We start from the raw sequence: 18,999 nt of genomic DNA on the forward strand, positions 1-18,999 counted from the left end.
TTGGAATGACGAATGAAGAATGACGAATGACGGAGGCTGAGGTGGCCGCAAAAAGGCGCAAAAAAGGATTCTGTTTATCCGGAACCGCCTATAGGCGGCGGGACTGCACGATGGGCGCTGGGTTTGCGAGGTCGTGGAGGAAGGAATGTGTGCAGCGGGGCTCTTTGTAGACGCTGCTGGTAAGCGTGGGGTGTGGCGGAGTGCTGGGTTTGCTTTCCGGTGGGTGCGGGCTTACCCAGGGAAGCACTCGCTAAAGCTCGGCATCCCTGGGCTGAAATACGGAAGGCCTTTGGCCTTCAAGAACAGAATCCAACTGCGTGATGAGCAGTGGTGATGATGTGTGCGACGCGACTGGCCAGATGGTGCGCTCAATGGATAGGTGGTGGGCGTGAACTGATACGGCCTGCGGAAAGCGGTAGCTGCGCTTCCTTCTTCGCTAAAGCTACGAAGCACCTGAACTCAAGGCGGGTAGATTGTGGAGCGGAGTGTAACAGGGGGAGCCGTTTGCACGAACTGCGCCTCCCAGATTCCGGCTAAAGCCGGTACTACAAAACGTGCGCTGGCTGGTGTCAGATCAGGGGCGATGCGGAGCTCCAGGAACGGGCTAAAGCCAGTCCAAATGGGGAAGGCCTAGCTTTGAGTGTTTTTGACACGCTCGGGGACGGGCCCATTCTTCGCACTGCGTGCTTCGAAGGACACGCGGGCTGTCTGCTGACTGCAGGGAACCGCACTCGGAGAGTGCGGACTACTTCACGCTGGGTGGGCGGGAGCGTGATGAGCGGATGAGCGGATTCCGGACCAGTTGCGGCGCAACTGGACTACTTTGGGAGGGCGGGGACGAGGAGTTTGGCGCGGTCGGCGGCGTCGCGGTCTTTGGGGCGGAAGCGGAGGAGCTCGCGGGCGGCGGCGGGGGAGCCCTGCTGCTTGAGGGAGGCGAGGTAGTCGTCGAAGGACTGGCGCTCGAAGGGGGAGAGGGGGCGGGTGGAGGCGGTGGCGAGGAGCCAGCGAGCCCAGGTGACGGCGGTTTCTTCGCCTTTGGCGGGCGTTTTGGGAATGGCGGCGACGGCGGCTTCGTAGTCCTCCAAGGACAATTCTTCCATGTTGCCTGCCGGGGTGAGGCGAAGGCGGGCGAGGCCTTCGGCGAGCTGCAGGAACCACTCGGGCAAGGCGGTGCCTTTGGGGGGCATGGCGGCGCTGAAGAAGCCGTGGCCGGCGACGCGGAAGAGGACGCTGCTGCCGTCATCTGAAACGCGGGCGACGACGATGCCTTCTTCGTCATCGCTAGTGCGGGGGGTATCGCGGATGCCGGGGGTGAGGCAGTCTCCGGTGCGGAGCTCCCAGACGCGGAGTTCGCCTTCATCGGTCACGGTGACGAGGCGCTGATCATCGGGACTGAGGGCGAGCACCGGCACATAGGAGTGGTGCTGCATGGTGACGATGTTTTGGCGGGTGGCGATGTCCCAGACGCGCACGGCGCGATCGCGGCCGGAGGTGATGAGGAGTTTTTCATCCTGGCTCAGGGTGACGGCACCGACGGCCGGCGGATGGTGGAAGGGCTTGCCGAGGGGCTTGAGCGTTTTGGCGTCGTAGATGAAGACCGTGCCGTCTGGATCTGCGGCGGCGTACATGGTCTTTTTGCGGTTGGCGCCGCCGGCTTCGGAGTAGCGGAGCTGCTCGGGCGAATTGTCCGGGCCTTTGATGCGGGTGATGAGATTTTTGTCGAGGACATCGACGAATTTGCGCCCGGACATGCGCTCATGAACGTCCCAAGCCTGAACGAAGGAATTGCCCCCGGGCGCCATCACGAGCAGGGAGCCGTCGCGGGTGAATTTGGCGTCCTTGACGGTGTGATCGATGTGGGAGGAGAGGAGGGCTCCGGTTTGAACGTCGAAGACGCTGACATCGCCATGTCTTGAGACGGTGGTGATGAGGCTGGTGTCTGTGGCAGGCATGGCCTTGATGATTTCGCCGTCATGCTTGCGGATGGGGAAGCGGAGCTGGCCATTGCTGAGATTCCAGACGTGGACGTAACCGCCGCCGTCGCCGACGACGACGGACTGGCCATCGGCGCTGAAGGCGAGAGAAGTCACGGAGGATGGATGCACCAGAGGTGGCAGGACCTCGCCCGTATTGCGGAAGCTGCCGACAAAGACTTCGCCTTTGCTCATGCCGAGGGCGACCAACTCCTGCACGGGCTCGATGGCGACATGGAGGAGTCCTTTGTCCACCTCGATGGGATCGCCGACGGCCTTGCCGAGGCGGAGATCCCAGGTGGTGGCGGCGCCATCGGGACCTTTGGGGTCGATGAGGCTGCCGCTGAAGATGGAGGCGGCGAAGACGCCGTCGTTGTCCACGGCGATCTCGCCGACGGCGCCTTTTTGCTGCATGACGACGGCGGGGTCCTGCGGCTGGCGGAGATCCCAGAGGTGGATGGAGCCCATGTCGGCGGGATCGACTTCGCTGCCGGCGAGGAGCTTGGTTCCATTGCCGGAGAAGGCGATGCAGGTGACGAGGCTGGGCAGGCGGGGCTGGAGAGTGCGGCGCTTGCCGTCTTTGAGGGTCCAGAGCTCGACGTTGCCATCGTCGCGTGCAACGACGACCTGCTGGCCGTCTGGGGTGACATCGAGGCAGGTGATTTCCATGCCGGGCGGGACGGGGTGATCGGTGCGCTCCCCGGTTTTCATGTCCCAGATGGAGATGATTTCACGGCGGGGTGCGCGCACGGCTACCTGGCCAGGGGTGGCCTTGGGCTTGATGAAGGCGGCGGCGATGACCTTGTTTGTCTCACGACTGACGGCCACCTTGGCGGCTTCCACGGTTCCTTCGGGCAGGGCCAGCGGGGCGGTGTCTGGACGAATGAGGTGAACGTTTGCCAGGAGCGAGAGGAGATTGGTGGAGGAAAGCTCGTTCGTGGGATCGGTGCGCAAGGAGCGCGTGAGATAGGCGACGGCGTCGTTGTACTGACCGCGCTCGGTGAACTGGCGGGCCATCTGCTCGTCGGAGCGGCTGAAGGATTTTTTGAGGTTTTCGCGGCCGAGCTCGGCTTCGATGCGGTTGCGCTCCGCTTTGAAGTACAAGGCGGTGCTGGTGATGCCACCGATGAGGACGGCGAGGGAGATGGCGATGGCGGCGGCGACGCCGACACGGTGACGGCGAACGAACCGGGCGATGAGATAACTTCTGCTGGGCGGACGCGCGGTGATGGGCTCGAAGCTGAGGTAGCGCGTGATGTCGTCTGCGAGATCGTCGGCGCTGCCGTAGCGGCGGTTGGGGTCGCGTTCGAGGGCCTTGAGGGCGATCCAGTCGAGGTCTCCCTGGACGGAGGGCTCGATGGTGGAGGGCTTGGGGGGATCTTTCTCCGCGAGATCGCGCAGGAGCACGTGGATGGGCTTTGCGGCGATGTCCGAAGGGGTGATGAGGGCGCGGCCGCAAACGAGCTCGAAGAAGACGCCGCCGAGGGCATAGACGTCTGAGCGGGTATCGACATGCGAGCTGCCGTTTTCGATCTGCTCCGGGCTGATGTAGCCGGGGGTGCCGACGAGTTGATCGACACCGGTGGCGATGGTGTGGCCGGAGCCTTCGCCTTCGAGAACCTTGGCGATGCCGAAGTCGATGACTTTGGGGACGGCCTTGCCGGCTTCGTCCATGACCATGATGTTGCCGGGCTTGATGTCGCGATGGATAATGCCTTTTTGATGGGCGTGATTCACGGCGCGGCAGACCGGAATGAAGAGGGCGAGGCGCTGGCGCAGATTGAGATCGTTCTGCTTGCAGTAGCTGGTGATGGAGCGGCCTTTGACCATCTCCATGACGAAGAAGGGAGCGCCGATGTCTGTCTCGCCCGCGTCCAGAATGCGGGCGATGTTTGGGTGCTCCATGATGGCGAGCGTGCGCTGCTCAATGGCGAAGCGGCCGAGGATGTCTGAGGAGGTGACGCCGGCCTTGACGATCTTGATGGCGACGATGCGGTGGATGGGCTTCACCTGCTCGGCACGATAGACGACGCCGAAGCCGCCTTCGCCCAGTTTGTCGAGCAAACGGTAGCGATCGCCGATCCAGCCGTCATTGCCGGTGAGGGACTCCATGTGGGAGCGCGGCCTGGACGTGGTGCCCATGGAGGCCATGGAACCCGCGGTGGCGGCAGGGAGGCCGCCGTGGCTGGGCATGGTGGACGCGCCGGGTAGGGTGGCGGCACCGGGCAGTGTACCCGGTTTGCCGGTGTGGATGGCAATGGTCTGATCCTCCGGACCGAGCGTGATGCTGCCGGTGTCCAAGGGGGCCGAAAACTTTTGATTCGATCCGCTGCCCATCGTGGCCGCTGGCAGGCTGCGGCTGGGATTGGGGATGGCGATGGTCTGGTCTTCGGGGCCCAGGGTGATATTGCCGGTGGGTGGCTCGGGAACGGGAGGCCTGGGTGTGACCGGCGGGGTCACTGGCTTGAGATTGGGAATCGCGATGGTCATGTCCTCCGGGCCCAGAGTGATCATTCCTGTCGGTGCCTCAGCGGGTGGCATGAACTTCGCATCCTCGTTTGAGGAGGAGGGTGGAGCTGGCTTGGCCGGATCAGGGTTCACGAGTGGAGAGGAAATACGGGGGCAATGTTTCAGAGAACGACGATACGGGCAAGCCTTGTGATGCCAGCAAGGCAGAAATCATTCTCACTTGAACTGGCGCAGGCGCAGGCTGTTGAGAATCACTGACACGCTGCTCAAGGACATGGCGACACTGGCGATCATGGGATTGAGCAGCCAGCCGGTGAAGGGATAGAGGATACCAGCGGCGAGGGGGATGCCGAGGCCGTTGTATAGAAACGCGAACATGAGGTTCTGGCGGATGACCTTCATGGTGGCGTGGCTGAGGGCGAAGGCCTGATGGAGGGCGCGGAGGTCTCCCTTCACCAGTGTGACGCCGGCGCTTTGAATGGCGACTTCGGTGCCGCTGCCCATGGCGATGCCGACATCGGCGGCGGCCAGGGCGGGAGCGTCATTGATGCCGTCTCCGGCGAAGGCGACATGGCGGTCCTTGCCGCGTGCCTGATAGACGTGGAGCAGTTTTTCCTTGGGCGAGACCTCGGCGGCGACTTCGTCGATGTTCAGATCTTTGGCGACGCGCTGCGCGGTGGCGAGGGCGTCTCCGGTGATCATCTGCAATTTCAAATTGAGCGCGTGCAGCGCCGCGATGGCTGCCGGGGCGGAGTCTTTGATCTTGTCCTTGATGGCGATGAGGCCGAGGGGCTTCTCGTTGAGCACGACGACCACGACGGTGCAGCCTTCCTCCTGCATTTTCACCGATTGGGCATGGCATTCGGCACTGACGAAGACGCCGTTCTTTTTCAAGAAGGACTCCTGACCGATGAAGACTTCGCTGTCACCGACATTTCCCAGCACGCCGCCACCGGTGACTGACTGGAAATCGGTGACAGCAGCGATGGGGATGTTGCGTTCCTTCGCGGCGTTGACGATGGCGGTGGCGAGGGGGTGCTCGCTCATGGATTCGACGGCGGCGGCGCAGGCAAGGAGATCGCGGGCGGAGAGACCGGGGAGTGGGAAGACTTCTGTGACTGAGGGTTTGCCCTCGGTGAGAGTGCCGGTTTTGTCGAGCATCACGATGTCGATCTCGTGCAGGCGCTCGAGTGTTTCGGCGTTCTTGATGAGCACGCCGAGTTGAGCGCCGCGACCGAGGCCGACGGTGACGGCCATGGGTGTGGCGAGGCCGAGGGCGCAGGGGCAGGCGATGATGAGGACTGCGACGGCATTCACCACGGCAAAGGCAAAGGAGGGCTGGGGGCCGAACTGCCACCAAAGGAGGAAGGTGAGGACTGCCACGCCGACGACTGCGGGAACGAACCAGGAGGAGACGCGGTCTGCGAGACGCTGCACGGGCGCACGACTGGACTGCGCCTTGGCGGTCATTTCCACGATCTGACTCAGGAGGGTGTTTGCGCCGACGCGATCCGCACGCATGAGGAAGGTGCCGCTGCCGTTCACCGTGCCGCCAGTGACTGCGGCGTTTGCCTCCTTTTTCTGCGGCATGGATTCGCCGGTGAGCATGGACTCATCCACGGTGGAGCTGCCTTCGGTCACGCTGCCATCGACGGGAATGCGTGAGCCGGGTTTGATGCGGAGGACATCGCCGATCTGGATGTCATCCACGGGGGTCTCGATTTCCTCGCCGTTGCGAATGAGCAGGGCGGTTTTGGGCGCGAGATTCATCAAGGCGCGAATGGCGGAGCCGGTGGCCTTGCGGGCGCGGAGTTCGAGGAGCTGGCCGATCAGCACGAGGACGGTGATGACGGCGGCGCTTTCAAAGTAGAGCACCATGCCGCCGTGGGTGGCACTGTGGGGAAGCAGGTTCGGCAGCGCCAAGGCCACGGTGCTATAAAGCCATGCGGCGAGCACGCCGAGGCCGATGAGCGTGAACATGTTGAAGCGCAGGGTGCGCAGCGAACTGGCAAAACGCACCAGCAGCGGCCAGCCGACCCAGAAGACGACGGGCGTGGCCCAGACGAACTGCATCCAGCCGGAGGCTTCGTGGGGGATGTCGCGGATGAACGGGAGGTCCATGCCCATGGAAAGCAGGACGACCGGGGCGGTCATGGCGGTGCTCCAGCGGACGCGCCACCAGAGGTCGTTGACTTCATCGTCACCGCCATCGCCACAGCATTCGGGCTCGTTGCGATGGGCGAGCGGATTTTTTTCCAGAGCCATGCCGCACATCGGACAAGCACCCGGTTTGTCGGAACGGACGCCCTCGCACATGGGGCAAATGTAGGCGGCGGGAGGCAGGGTTTCCTTCACGGCCGCAGCGGCGGGCTGCGCCTCGTGCGAGGAGCAGTGCGGGCAGGGTGTGGGTGCGTTGGGAAGCATCGCGGTGGTAAGGTAGCCGCACAAAGAACGCCATCACCAGCCGATTTTTGGCGAAAGGTGCTCATGCCCGGGGTTTGCGGGTGTGGGGAGAGCGTGGGGGATATGGTGTGACAGGAGGTGCTGGGTGGCGCGTCCGGAACCGGCTAAAGCCGGGACTACAATACGTACGCTGCGGACTGCGGTGCGTGTGGTGCGTGCGGCAGATTTGGCGGGACGCCGCTTTGGGTGGCTGGATGGAGGGTTGAGGACGGAGGCCATTTAATAGCCTGCGAAAGCGGTAGCTACGATGCAGGCTTGCGCCTTGCATCTGCGCGACCGCACTCCAAAAGCTGGCGCGTGGCCTTGTGCAGCTAATCTCCCAAACGGACGATGAATGGTCTTTGATGGGCTGAGGGTCGTTCAACCTTGGCGTCAGCCTTTGGTGATGCACTCGTCGAGATTGAGGATGGCGCTGGCGACGGCGTACCAAGCGGCGAATTCGGCGGGGGGGAGGTTTTTGGGGAGTTCGACGCCGGAGCTGAGTTCCTGGGTGGCTTTGGGGTCTGTTTTGGCGGTTTCGAACTGGGTTTCCCAGAGGGTTTTGAGGACGGTGAGTTCACGCGGTTGCGGTGCGCGCGCGAGGGCGAGGCGGAAGGCGTGCTGGAGGCGGGAGTCGAGGTCGGTGCTGGAGGATTCGGCGATGATGCGTTTGGCGAAGGCGCGGGTGGCACCGACGTAAACGGGATCGTTGAGGAGGGTGAGGGCCTGGAGGGGGGTGTTGCTGCGGGAGCGGCGGACGACGCAGGCCATGCGGGCGCTGGCGTCGAAATTCATGAAGCTGGGATAGGGTGAGCCGCGCTTGAGCACGACGTAGAGACCGCGGCGGTACTGCTCGGCTCCGGGGCTGACGACGTAGTTGTACTGCTGGCCGCCGACTTTCTGCCAGAGGCCGTCGGGCTGGGGCGGGCGAATAGGGGTGCCGCCTTGCTTGAGATTGAGGAGGCCGGAGATGGCGAGGGCGTTGTCGCGGATGGCTTCGGCGTCGAGGCGGAAGCGGGGGCCGTGCCAGAGGAGGGAGTTTGAGGGGTCGATGGAGGAGGCGGAGGGATTTATGATTTTTGATTTATGATTTATGATTTCCGGAGACGGAGACTGGGTGGCCAGAGCGTGGATGGAGCTGGTCTGTTGGTAGGTGGCGCTTGTGACGATCTTCTTGAGGAGGTGCTTCATGTTCCAGCGGCTGTCGATGAACTCGGTGGCGAGCCAGTCGAGGAGTTCGGGGTGGCTTGGAACGGCGCCTTTAATGCCGAAGTCTTCTAGGGTGGAGACGATGCCAGTGCCGAAGAGTTCGGCCCACCAGCGGTTGACGGTGACGCGGGCGACGAGGGGATTGTCGCGGCTGGCGAGCCATTTGCCGAGAGTGATGCGGTTGGGCGGGCCGCTGAGTTTGATGTTGAAGATGGCCGGGACGGAGGCGGTGACGGGATCGGCGGGATCGGTGTAAACGCCGCGTTTGAAAATGGTGCTCATGCGCGGCTGGGAGAGTTCGCGCATGACCTCGGTGGTGGGAGCGGCGAGGGCGGTGATCTGCTTTTGCAGGGCGATCTTTTGTTTTTCGAGTTTGGCGAGTGCGGGGTCTTTGGAGAGTGGTGCGGGGGCGGCTTTGCCTTTGCGGCCCTTTTGAACGACTGGCGCGGGCTCTTCGACTTCGGGGAGGCAGGCGGCGACACTGCCTGCGATGCTGGAAATGCGCAGGCAGCCGATGACGAGGCCATTGCCGAAATTTTGCGCCATGCGGATGCTGAGCTTGGTGCCAGGGGTGATGGCCACGGGCTGCTGGAGTTCAAAGGCGGCCCAGTGCGGTTCGTGGAAGCGCTGGCCGATGGCCCAAGCGCTTTTGCCGGTCTTGGTGACGAGGCTGGTGACATCGTAACCTTTCTGCGAGTAGTCGGCGTAGGCGGTCTTGAAGGTCAGCGGCTGCGTTTTTCCATCGGGCGTGGTGAGGGTGCAGTCGAAGGAGTGGAGGACGAAATTGGGGCGATTGACCCCTCCCCTGCCCGGCCCCTCTCCGGGTATGGAGGCGTGGGTGAGGGTTTCGAGCATGAGGCCGCTGAGCTCGCCGGCGGTGAGGTCAGTTTCGAAGGTGTAGGTGTCTTTGTCGGGGGCGGGGCCGGTGAGCAGGACGCTGCCGTCGGGCTGGAGTTCGGATTCGGCATCGCTCTCGGTGATGAAGGCGGTAGGCTTGAGGGCTTTGAGGGCATTTGATGAGGCGTTTTTGTCGACAGGTTTGCCGGTGCTGGCGACCTGCTTTTGATAAGCGGCGAGCTGAGCATTCAAGGTCTTCATCTGCGCGGCGAGCTGTGCGCGCTGCGCATCGCCGCCGGGGTCGCTGATTTTGAACGGCGAGCCTTTGAACTGAATGGAGCCAGGTGTGGTGGGATTGGTGCGTTCAGCTTCTTTCTCGGTGTTGTTGTAGTAGGCGAGGAGCGAGTAGTAGTCGCGCTGGGAGAAGGGATCGTATTTGTGATTGTGGCACTGGGCGCATTCGAGCGTGGTGCCGAGCCAGACGGCGCCTGTGGTGTTGACGCGGTCGATGACTTGGTTGATGCGGCTTTCTTCGGGCTCGGTGCCGGCTTCGACGTTGGTGGGAGTGCAGCGGTGAAAGCCGGTGGCGATGATTTGTGAGGGCGTGGCGTTGGGGAGGAGATCGCCGGCGATTTGTTCGAGGGTGAACTGATCGAAGGGCATGTTGGCATTGAGGGCGTTCACGACCCAATCACGCCAGGCCCAGACTTCGCGCAGGTCATCGCGCTGGAAGCCGTGGGAGTCGGCATAGCGGGCGAGATCGAGCCAGGGGCGGGCCCAGCGGACGCCGAACTGATCGGAGGCGAGGAGGCGATCGGCTAGATGCTCGATACTAGATTCTGGATGCTGGATGTACTCCTGAGTGAAGGTGGCGACTTCGTCAGGGGTGGGTGGGAGGCCGGTGAGGTCGAGGGAGAGGCGGCGGATGAGGGTTTCGGGAGAGGCGGGGGGCGAGGGAGTGAGGTTGCTGGCTTCGAGTTTGGCGAGGATGAAGCGGTCGATTTCGTTCTTGGGCCATGCCTGGTTTTTGACGGCGGGCAAGGCGGAGCGCTGGGGCGGGATGTAGCTCCAGTGTTTGAGGGTTTCGAGTTTGTTGGGCCAGTGGGCACCGGCGGTGATCCAGTCGCGGAGGTGGGAGATTTCGGCGGCGGTGAGGCGGTCGCCGCGTTTGGGCATGGCGTCTTTGTCTTCCTTGGGCAGGGCGACGCGGCGGAGGAGATCGGAGCCGATTTTGAGGTGTTGCGGAGAAGCGGTGTCGAGGCGGAGATCGGCTTTGTGGTGTTCGGGGCCGTGGCATTCGAAGCAGGCGCGCTGGAGGACGGGATAGACGTCCTTGGAGAAGTCGGTGCCTGCGGCGTGAAGGGTGGCTGTGGTGAGCAGCGCGATGAAGGCGGGACGGAGCATGCTGCTGTATGAACGAGGCGCGGGGGGCGGACTTTCGGGATCTGTAGAGGCGGGAGCGTGTGCTACAGCAAGAGTGCGCAGGATGAATCGTCAATCTGCGGCGCTCAGGAGTTCTGCGGGCGTGAGTGATTGACGATTGTCGAACAATCGATTGTTGATTTTTGAAGTATCGATCACGGCCTAATGAGAGCGTGTTTGGCGTGATGCATCCTCAGGTGAAAAGCATGGCATGCTGGAATGCCATTCCGTGATGGGTGGTTATCGGAGGCTGGGGTGGCATTGGAACGTCGTCAGACAGCGGAGCCAATCTGCGGCGGCACTGGTTGCAGACGCTGCTGGTGAGCTCTGGGTGCGGTGAAGTGCTGGGTTTGCTTCCCGGGTGGTTTTGGCACTACCCAGGGTCGCCTCGCTGAGGCTCGGCTGACCCTGGGCTGTAATCCGCAGCTCCGTTGGAGCTGGTGTAATGCGGAGCGAAGTGTGGGAAGATGCGTTAGTCAGACAAGGAAGCCAGTGTGCAGGGCACGATGCGCTTTGATCGCCTGAAGCTGGGCATTATGGCGTGGCACTGATACGAATGCGACAGCGTCTGGGAAACGAAGCACAGCGGGTATGTGTGCGGTAAAGTTGGGCGCGAAGTCGCTTTCGCAAACTGGAGGGCGGGTTAAGGACGAAGCGCATTCTTTACCCCGCGAAAGCGGTGGCTCCGATGCAGGCTTGCGCCTTGCATCTGCGCGACCGCATTGATTCGCTGCGCTCACCCTTCGGGCAGCCTGCGGCTGTCTACCTCCGCTTCGCTTCGGTTCCAAAAAGCTGGCACGGGCGCTGGCGGCTCAGTGTTCACTGCACACGATGCATATCATTAAACGAATGCTGTTCATGTCACCCAGATACCGTTTCTCGATGGTTCTACTACAAGAGGCGGCGGGCGTTGCGGAGGCCGTCGGCGGTGACGACGGCTTGATTGCGGGCAGCGACCATGAAGTCGAGATAGTTTTGCCACTGCATGGGGCGCAGGGAGGCGAGGCCCATGCTGCGGCGGCTGTAGCCGTAGTCGGCGATTTCCCAGCCGAAGTCGGAATGGCGGTTGCAGTAGTCGGTGCGGTGAATCCAGGCGCCGAATTCGTCTTTGCGCCAGACTTCGGGGTCATTGCCGGGAATGACCTGGGCGAGACTCCAGACGCTACGGACGACTTCGAGGTCGTAGCCTTCGGCGCTGTGGCTGGAATGGGGTTCGGACATGGAGAATGGAGAACCGACGGACTGGAGGGCCGCCTTACTGAGATACTGATTTACACCGCAGAGGCTGGAACGCCGCAGAGATTATCCTGAAGGGAACTGAGGTGCATGGTGTTATTCAGCGATTCGTTGCTTACTTCAATTCGATGTTGTCGATGAGACGTGTGGTGCCGAAGTAGACGGCGACGGCAATGACGACGAGCTCGGTGGTGGCGGAGACGGGCTGGAGAGTCGTGGCATCCACGGCGGCCACGTAATCGATGCGACTGGTGGGGGCTTTTTCCTGGATGGTCTGGGTGATGAGGCGCTCCAGAGCTGCGGGTTCACGCTCGCCGTTTTTCCAGGCATCACGGGCGGCCACGAGCGCGGTGCGGAGTGCGGGGGCTTGTGCGCGTTCTTCGGGGCTGAGATAGCGATTGCGACTGCTCATGGCGAGGCCGTCTGCTTCACGCACGGTGTCGATGGCATGCAGCACGACATTGAAATCGAGGTCGCGCACGAGGCGGCGGATGATGGCGAACTGCTGGTAGTCTTTTTTTCCGAAGACGGCGTCGTCACACTGAACGAGGTTGAAGAGCTTGGCGACGATGGTGCAGACGCCTTCGAAATGGCCCGGGCGGCTGGCACCGCAGAGGCGCTGCGAGAGGCTGGTCTCGTAGAGGGCGATGCTGCGATCTGCGGGATACAGTTCATCGGCCTTGGGTGCGAAGATCATGTCCGCGCCGTTGTCACGGCAGATGCTGAGGTCCTCGATGAGGGTGCGCGGGTATTTGCTAAAGTCTTCGCCGGGACCGAACTGGAGAGGATTGACGAAGATGCTGACGGCGACATTGCCGTTCTGGCCGGCGATCTCGCGTGCGGCGCGGATGAGCGCGGCGTGGCCATCATGCAAAGCGCCCATAGTGGGCACAAAGACGCAGCGGGCGCCTTTGTTGATGGTGCTCCAGGAACGAAGCTGGCGGATGTTGTTGATGACATTCATGATTTTAAGTCTCTGGATTCAAATACGGCGTAGCCCAGGGTAAAGAGCGTAACGTTTACGGCGAAGATGACGGCGTAGCCACGCCAGATGAGGGGCCAGTCGATGTTTTCCGCGAGGATGCGTCCCCATGAGGCCATGTGCTTGGTGACCAGCAGATGCTGGTAGTTGTCCATGAAGCCGCTGTTGCGCATGATGAAGTCCACCAGGATGTAGGTCAAAGCGCCGATGGTGGCGGCGGCGGGCTTGATGCGGAAGCAGGAGAGAAAAAACGCGATGCTGCTGACCGCCGTCATGCTGAGTCCGAGATAGAGAGAACTCAGTGCGTAGCGCTGCAAGCCGGGGCCCCAGTCGTAAAATGCGACGACGGAAACTTCGGGCACGATGGCGAAGTAACCACCGCCCCAGCCGCGGAGGATGAGGCCGAGGAGGAATGAAGTCCATGCGAAGAACTGCACGAGGAAGAACGCGTAGGCGCTGCAGGTGAGGTATTTCAGAAGCAGCAGGCGGAAGCGGCTGACAGGCCGTGCGAGCAGCAGCCGCATGTGACCATCCTCCCCTTCCTTGGCGACGATGTCGCCGGCCACGAGTGTGAGGAACAAGGCCCCGAGGAGGAAGATGGCGAAGCCCATGATGGTGCTGGCCACGGTGAGCGCGGAAAAGTAGTACTCGAAGCTCTGACCCGAACCGACGATGGCTTTCTGGATCGGCCCCATGCCGAATTTTTTGATGAGGAGCAGGATGAGGATCTCGAGTGCTATGAAGGCACCGAAGCCGATGTAGGTGCGCCGGCGTGCGAAGAGCTTCAGGAGCTCGCCATACCACTGCTGGAAGAAGAGCGTCATGATTTGGAGGAGAGGCCCATGTAGAGGTCTTCGAGGGTGCGGCGGTGCGCCTGCCAGGTGTTGACCTGCACTTTGCCATTCACGAGGGCGGTGACGAGTTCATGCGGCTCCATGTTGAGCGGGACTTCGACTATGCCGTGTTTGTCCATGGTGGCGCCGCAGCGGTCGAGAACTTCGCGGGCGAGGCCGATGTCGTTGGTGTCGAGCTGGAAGATGCGGCGGGATTTTTCCTGCGAGGGGACGGGGCCTTCGAAGACTTTTTTGCCGTCCTTGAGGATGACGCAGCGATCGCACATCTGCTCGACTTCGCCGAGGAGGTGGGAATTGAGCATGATGGTCATGCCGTGGTGCTTGCGCAGGTGGAGGATGAGCTCGCGGAACTCGCGGATGCCTTCGGGATCGAGGCCGTCGGTGGGCTCGTCGAGGAGGAGGATCTTGGGCTGGGGCAGCAGGGCCTGGGCCAAGGCGAGGCGCTGGCGCATGCCGTGGCTGTAGGTGGCGGTTTTTTGCTGGATGGCGCGAGTGAGATTGACCATCTGAACGACGCGTTTCACCTCGGCCTCATCCCACCAGCCGGAGAGGGAGCAGAGGACGCGGAGGTTTTGCCAGCCGCTGAGGTAATCGTAAAACACGGCGGCCTCATAGATGGCGCCGATTTGCTGGAGGGCTGCGCCGCGATTTTGCTGAACGCTGCGGCCGCCGATGCGGACTTCGCCGATGTCTGGCCGCACCATGCCGAGGGTGATGCCCATGATGGTGCTCTTGCCGGCGCCGTTGTGGCCGAGGAGGCCGAGGATCTCGCCTTCGCGGACTTCGAAGCCGACGTCATCCAAAGCGAGCCGCCCGGTGGGCCAGCGCTTGGTGAGGTGTCGTACTTCGAGGAGTGCCATGGGGTGAGACAGTGGCGAGATGCCGCTGCGGATGCGAGTTTTTATAGCGAATTCGGGGGAGGATTTGTGGAGTGGGGTGGCCAGTGCAATGCTGCACCCCCTATGCCATGCGCCCAGCCAGAACGACGCATGCACACGCTGACGGCCGGGGCTGCGCGCTGCCAACCGTTTCCTGTTCGGCCAGTAAAATACTGGCGCTCCCAGCAAAGAGCGCCTTCGGCGCAGAAGAAGTCGCCAAATTCGCGTTTACACCGCGGCTGCCCGACTGCATTACTCCGGCCTGTCCACGCCCCCTTTTTGCCATGCAGTTTTATTTCCCCACGACTCTCAATCTCGGCCAAGAACACAGCGAAGGCTTTCACCAGGAACTGCTGCGTGGGCTGACCCACAAGCTGAACAACCTGCTGGCGGTGATCCAGGGCTTCAGCAGCCTGATTTTGATGACGGACGATCTGGATGCGGGAGTGAGCGAAAACATGCAGCACATCCGTGAGGCATCCCTGGGTGTGACCAATCTGAGCGAGCGCATTCGCTCCGCCGGCGGCTGTGCGAAGATCACGCCGCAGTCGCTTGGTTTGAACGAGTACCTGCCGGTCATCGAAGGTGCGGTGATGGAACCGTTTCAGAAGGAGGGCGTGCAGCTTGAGGCGGATGTGCAGGCGGGACTGCCGCCGATCCTGGTGGATCCGACGAAGTTTAAGGACATCCTGACCGAGCTGCTGAAAAACGCCGCTGAAGCCGCCGCCAAGGGTGGTGGCCGCTGTGCGCTGAAGATTTGCGGCCCGGGCACGATCACCCCGGCTGAACAGCGCCGGGTGGACATTCTGGTGAGCAACACGGGATCCCAGATCGCCCCGGAGAAGATTCAGGAGGTTTTCCGTCCATTTCATGGTTCCAAGAACAGCAATCACCTCGGCCTGGGGCTGACGATTGCGGCGATGCTGAGCCATCAGATGAACATACAGCTGGGCGTGGCCTCTGAGAACAACACGACCACGTTTTGGCTGAGCTGCCCGATGGTCTAGGACCTCGGGGCTGAATGTTTTTTGAGTTTTGACGTTTAATTTAGATGCAACGGCGGCACGGCCTTCGTTGTCGTATTGAACATCCCTTTTTGGAGGTCTCTCATGAAACGATCTGTTCTGTTCGCCGCCCTGTTGCTCAGCGTGCTTCCGGCCAGCGCTGCTCCGAAGAACTACGGCACGATCACGACACGTGATGGCAGGTCATTCTACGAGTGCCGGGTGCTGCACATCTACCCGGACGGGGTGAGTTTCTCACACAAGAATGGCGCGGCTAAAATCCCCTTCGCAGAGCTTCCTGAGAGCCTGAGGAGTGAATTCCGCTACGATCCGAAGGCGGAGGCCGAATATCAGAAGGAGCAGGCTGCGCTGCGCAAAGCGGAGCAGGAGCGGCAGAAGCTGCGGGAGATCGCGATGCAGGAGCAACTGATGGAGGCGAAGATGGCGGAGGCGAGCTATCTGGCGACCGCGAGCCGTATCGCGGCGACGTCAGGTTCGGCCGGGGGCACTGCATCTCCTTCGTGGGTGGGGACGACTATCACGGGTCCGGCGGTGGGTGGGCGATCCTACAGTGGGAGCAGCTATTCGCGCTTTGGCTACCCGTATGGGTACTCGGGCAGCGGGTATTATTCCGGGTACGGCTATGGCTATGGCTACCCTTATGGCGGCTATTCGTATGGGAGCTACCCGTACTACAGCGGCTATCCTTCTGGGGGCTACTACCCGAGCTACGGCGGTTATTATGGAGGCAGCTATGGTCCCATAATCAGCGGCCAATGGAATATCGGGCACGGGATTCACATCGGGATAGGCGGCGGGGGCTTTGGCTTCGGTGGCATGCATCACCACCATTGAGAGATTTGCTTCAGTTATATGAAGCATTAAAAGCTGGCAAAAGTGGCGTTTTGGAGTCAAATCCACAACTATTATGAAAACGTTCTCACTTCTGATTGTCACGCTTCAATTGGGATTCGCGATTTGTGCGAGTGCAGGAGAGCCAACCACGATCGAAACGGCTCAAGGGAAAACGTATGAGCGTTGCAAGATCATGAAACGTGATCCGGACGGGGTGTTGTTTTCGCACAGCAAGGGCGTGGCGAAGGTGCTGTTTTCGGATCTGTCCGAACCGATGCGCCATGCGCTGGGGTATGACGCCTACAAAGCCGATGCGTATGAGAAAGAGCAGGCGGAGGCACGCAAGGCGGCGGTGCAGGCCAGACGCGAACGCGAAACCAAGATGGCCGAGGCCATGATCGCTGCGCAGGCCAAGTATGCGGCGCAACAGCCGGTGGTGTATGTGCAGCAGCCGAATGGCGGCTACATGCAGAGCCTGGCACCCGTGCTGGGGCTAGGGCAGATGGGAGCGTATTATTATGGCGGGGGCTATCATGGACATGGGATGTACCGGAATCGCGGCTGGAGCCCCAGCACTACCAACATTGGTGCAGGCAGCGGTGGCGTGTATGTGCCGCAGGGGCATGGACTTAACTTCTATGGCTCCCCCAACGTGAGCTGGAGCCCGACGCTGGGGTATACGGATCTGAACAACCATCTGCCGGTGATCTTCGGGCCGCTCGGACAATCGAGCACGCGTACGGGCGTGGTTCCGGGTGTGGGGATTCATGGAAGCACCTCGATTGGGCATCATCGTTAAGCGTTTTAAATCTTATAGCGGTCTTAACTGATGCCATCGTGATGGGCATAAAACCGAGCCCCTCACCCCAGCCCTCTCCCCGAAGTAAAGTATTCGGTTTCTTCGTGTGCCAGGGGCGGGGAGAGGGAGACCCGCTTTGGCTGCACTTGATTCAGCGGACACGTCATAAACTAAAACGCTCTAGTTCACTGCCACCTGAGGCTGGGGAGGATTGATGCCTTGGCGGTTTATCATGCGCTGACAGACGGGCCCATTCTTCGCACTGCGTGCTTCGAAGGACACGCGGGCTGTCGCCACACCCATCTTACGGCCGAGGCATGCTTCATGTGCGCCTGGTCACACAACTGCACGCTGCAGCCATCCTACGGGGGCACGAAAAAGGGCGGATCTGTTGCCAGATCCGCCCGTGGGAAAAATTAAGGGTGACTGATTAGATCAGGCCGGCACCTTTGAGGACGTTGTAAGCGCCGTTCTTGTCGATGGTCTTGAGGGCGCGGGCGCTGAGCTTGACGTCGATGAACTTGTTGAGCTCAGGAACGAAGATGCGCTTCTTGCGAAGGTTAGGGAGGATCACGCGCTTCACACGCTTGGTGATGTGACGACCGATACCGCCTTCTTTCTTGGCTTTACCGCTGCGATGGATGTGGTGGCCGCGAGTAACGCCGACGCCGGTGATTTGACAGATGGTAGCCATGATGAGTTCTGGGGAAAAATTGGGGCGCGATACTAGCCGAGGAGAGAGTGACGTCAACCAAAAGTCTGCCTTTCCGGCTTCAGCGGGTCGGACGGCCCACCATGAGGCTGGTCATTTGGGGGTTCATGAGGTAGCCGATGCCGAAGTTCAGCGGCTTCACAGGGTATCTTCCGGAGGAGTAGGCGGCGACCAAATCCGGCTGCTGGTGGCCGGAGAATATCTCCAGGGTGCCGCGATAGTTGCCGTAGAGCCAGAGATTCCAGCCATAGCGGCCGAAGTCACGGAAAGGGATGCCGGAGGGATCCTGCACGATGGCGCTGCTGTGGCGCAGGAGGTAGTCGCGGATGTTGGAGAAGCCGCTTTCGTGCATGAGGTAGGAGGCGCTTTTCAAGAAGGCCGGGACGCGGCCCAGGCGAGAAACGAAGGTCAGGAACGGTCCGCTGGGGGTGACGCCGCCATTGGAGAGATCCTGGCGGAAGTAAAAAACGCGCTTGGAGGAACCGAAACCGCTGCGGCAGCGAATCATGAGGCCGGTGTTTCCTGAGGAACCGGAGAGCGTGACATTGCCCGCGCCATCGAGACGAACGGTATCCACGGAGTCCACCGTGTGACCCGTGCGTGACATGAAGGCCATCAGCAGGGGCAGCACGCCGCGAAAGCGGGTGGCCTGCAGATTGCTGCGCATCTCGGTGGTAATGAAGTAGCCGTTTTGCATGATGTTGGCGACGGCGTTGTGGAGACCGGTGAGGCCGGAGTCGATTTCGGACTGGGACAAATCGCTCAGCCGAGGAAGGGGTTCGGCAGGCTCCAGACCGCAGAGAACGTAGGTTTCTGCTGACGGAAAGAGGGCACTGGCAAAGAGGAAGTCCGGCCCGCTGAAGGGGTAGAACATGGCGTTGGCATTCCTGATGTCGCCAATCTCTTCACTGGCCCAAGACTGCAAGGGGCCGCGGCGGAGGTTTTGGTGGGCGGCCCACAGGCTGTCCATGCGCTGCTTGTGCGCGGTGACCGCAGCAGTCTGGCTGTAGGACGAGTCCATGCCGGCGAACAAGCGGGAGATGTCATTGATGGAGCCCGAATGAGTGGGCACATTCATGGACACGGCCCCATTGAAGAGCGGAACGTTGCTGGCGCTCTCCGCACGTTTCACACTACCGCCGCCCAGGGCATCCAGTACGCTGTTCCACTGGCTGACCTTGGTGGCTGCCGAGTAATTTTTAAAGGCGTCCTCAGGCAGTGCACAGGCCGCGAGCAGCAGCAGCGCCGACAGCGCAGCTGTCACCCGGCAGAAGGTGGAGAGGTCATGATTTCGTGGAGCCATCATAGAGCCACGAACGTACCCGAC

The 18,999-nt window shown here is 61.6% G+C and carries 12 protein-coding genes; 3 read left to right on the forward strand and 9 right to left on the reverse strand.

The features are described 5' to 3' along the window. Nucleotides 1-818 precede the first annotated feature (818 nt). The 7 genes from AC3RLQ_RS19110 to AC3RLQ_RS19140 all read right to left on the reverse strand — a co-directional run bounded on the left by AC3RLQ_RS19110 (nucleotide 819) and on the right by AC3RLQ_RS19140 (nucleotide 14,284). Nucleotides 819-4,574 carry a protein kinase domain-containing protein gene (locus AC3RLQ_RS19110; RefSeq protein WP_493030242.1) on the reverse strand — a complete coding sequence of 1,252 codons (3,756 nt, stop codon included), beginning with the start codon at nucleotides 4,572-4,574 and terminating at the stop codon, nucleotides 819-821. Between the two features lie 84 nt (nucleotides 4,575-4,658). After that, nucleotides 4,659-6,866, reverse strand: a complete 2,208-nt coding sequence (locus AC3RLQ_RS19115) for a copper-transporting P-type ATPase (RefSeq protein ID WP_493030243.1) — start codon at nucleotides 6,864-6,866, stop codon at nucleotides 4,659-4,661. Nucleotides 6,867-7,277: 411 nt separating this feature from the next. Then, nucleotides 7,278-10,334 carry a DUF1553 domain-containing protein gene (locus AC3RLQ_RS19120; protein ID WP_493030244.1) on the reverse strand — a complete coding sequence of 1,019 codons (3,057 nt, stop codon included), beginning with the start codon at nucleotides 10,332-10,334 and terminating at the stop codon, nucleotides 7,278-7,280. A 909-nt stretch (nucleotides 10,335-11,243) separates the two neighbouring features. Continuing rightward, nucleotides 11,244-11,573, reverse strand: a complete 330-nt coding sequence (locus AC3RLQ_RS19125) for a hypothetical protein (protein ID WP_493030245.1) — start codon at nucleotides 11,571-11,573, stop codon at nucleotides 11,244-11,246. 130 nt (nucleotides 11,574-11,703) lie between these two features. Next, nucleotides 11,704-12,552: a pantoate--beta-alanine ligase gene (gene panC / locus AC3RLQ_RS19130; protein ID WP_493030246.1), complete on the reverse strand. Its 849-nt coding sequence runs from the start codon at nucleotides 12,550-12,552 to the stop codon at nucleotides 11,704-11,706. Further along, complete coding sequence (locus AC3RLQ_RS19135; RefSeq protein WP_493030247.1) at nucleotides 12,549-13,394, reverse strand: ABC transporter permease; 846 nt, start codon at nucleotides 13,392-13,394, stop codon at nucleotides 12,549-12,551. Before AC3RLQ_RS19135 ends, panC begins: the two co-directional genes overlap by 4 nt. Continuing rightward, entirely contained in the window at nucleotides 13,391-14,284 is an 894-nt protein-coding gene (locus AC3RLQ_RS19140; RefSeq protein ID WP_493030248.1) for an ABC transporter ATP-binding protein, read from the reverse strand. The genes AC3RLQ_RS19135 and AC3RLQ_RS19140 overlap by 4 nt, the downstream gene beginning before the upstream one ends. A gap of 302 nt (nucleotides 14,285-14,586) precedes the next feature. Between AC3RLQ_RS19140 and AC3RLQ_RS19145 the strand changes: the two genes are divergently transcribed. The 3 genes from AC3RLQ_RS19145 (at nucleotide 14,587) to AC3RLQ_RS19155 (ending at nucleotide 16,960) form a co-directional block, all read left to right on the forward strand. Beyond that, a complete protein-coding gene (locus tag AC3RLQ_RS19145) occupies nucleotides 14,587-15,309 on the forward strand; it encodes a sensor histidine kinase (protein WP_493030249.1) in 723 nt (240 codons plus the stop codon). Between the two features lie 102 nt (nucleotides 15,310-15,411). Continuing rightward, nucleotides 15,412-16,161, forward strand: a complete 750-nt coding sequence (locus AC3RLQ_RS19150) for a hypothetical protein (protein WP_493030250.1) — start codon at nucleotides 15,412-15,414, stop codon at nucleotides 16,159-16,161. Nucleotides 16,162-16,354: 193 nt separating this feature from the next. After that, nucleotides 16,355-16,960 (forward strand): hypothetical protein, encoded by a 606-nt coding sequence (locus AC3RLQ_RS19155; protein ID WP_493030251.1) that lies wholly within the window; start codon nucleotides 16,355-16,357, stop codon nucleotides 16,958-16,960. 430 nt (nucleotides 16,961-17,390) lie between these two features. On the opposite strand, the gene rpmB is transcribed toward AC3RLQ_RS19155, so the two are convergent. Together rpmB and AC3RLQ_RS19165 are read right to left on the reverse strand one after the other, a co-directional pair. Further along, on the reverse strand, nucleotides 17,391-17,654 hold the full coding sequence (rpmB, locus tag AC3RLQ_RS19160; protein ID WP_395732180.1) for a 50S ribosomal protein L28: 264 nt from the start codon (nucleotides 17,652-17,654) through the stop codon (nucleotides 17,391-17,393). 79 nt (nucleotides 17,655-17,733) lie between these two features. After that, nucleotides 17,734-18,978: a hypothetical protein gene (locus AC3RLQ_RS19165; protein ID WP_493030252.1), complete on the reverse strand. Its 1,245-nt coding sequence runs from the start codon at nucleotides 18,976-18,978 to the stop codon at nucleotides 17,734-17,736. Between the last annotated feature and the right edge of the window lie 21 nt (nucleotides 18,979-18,999).

It is taken from the genome of Prosthecobacter sp. GW821-HT29F12 (assembly GCF_058803405.1).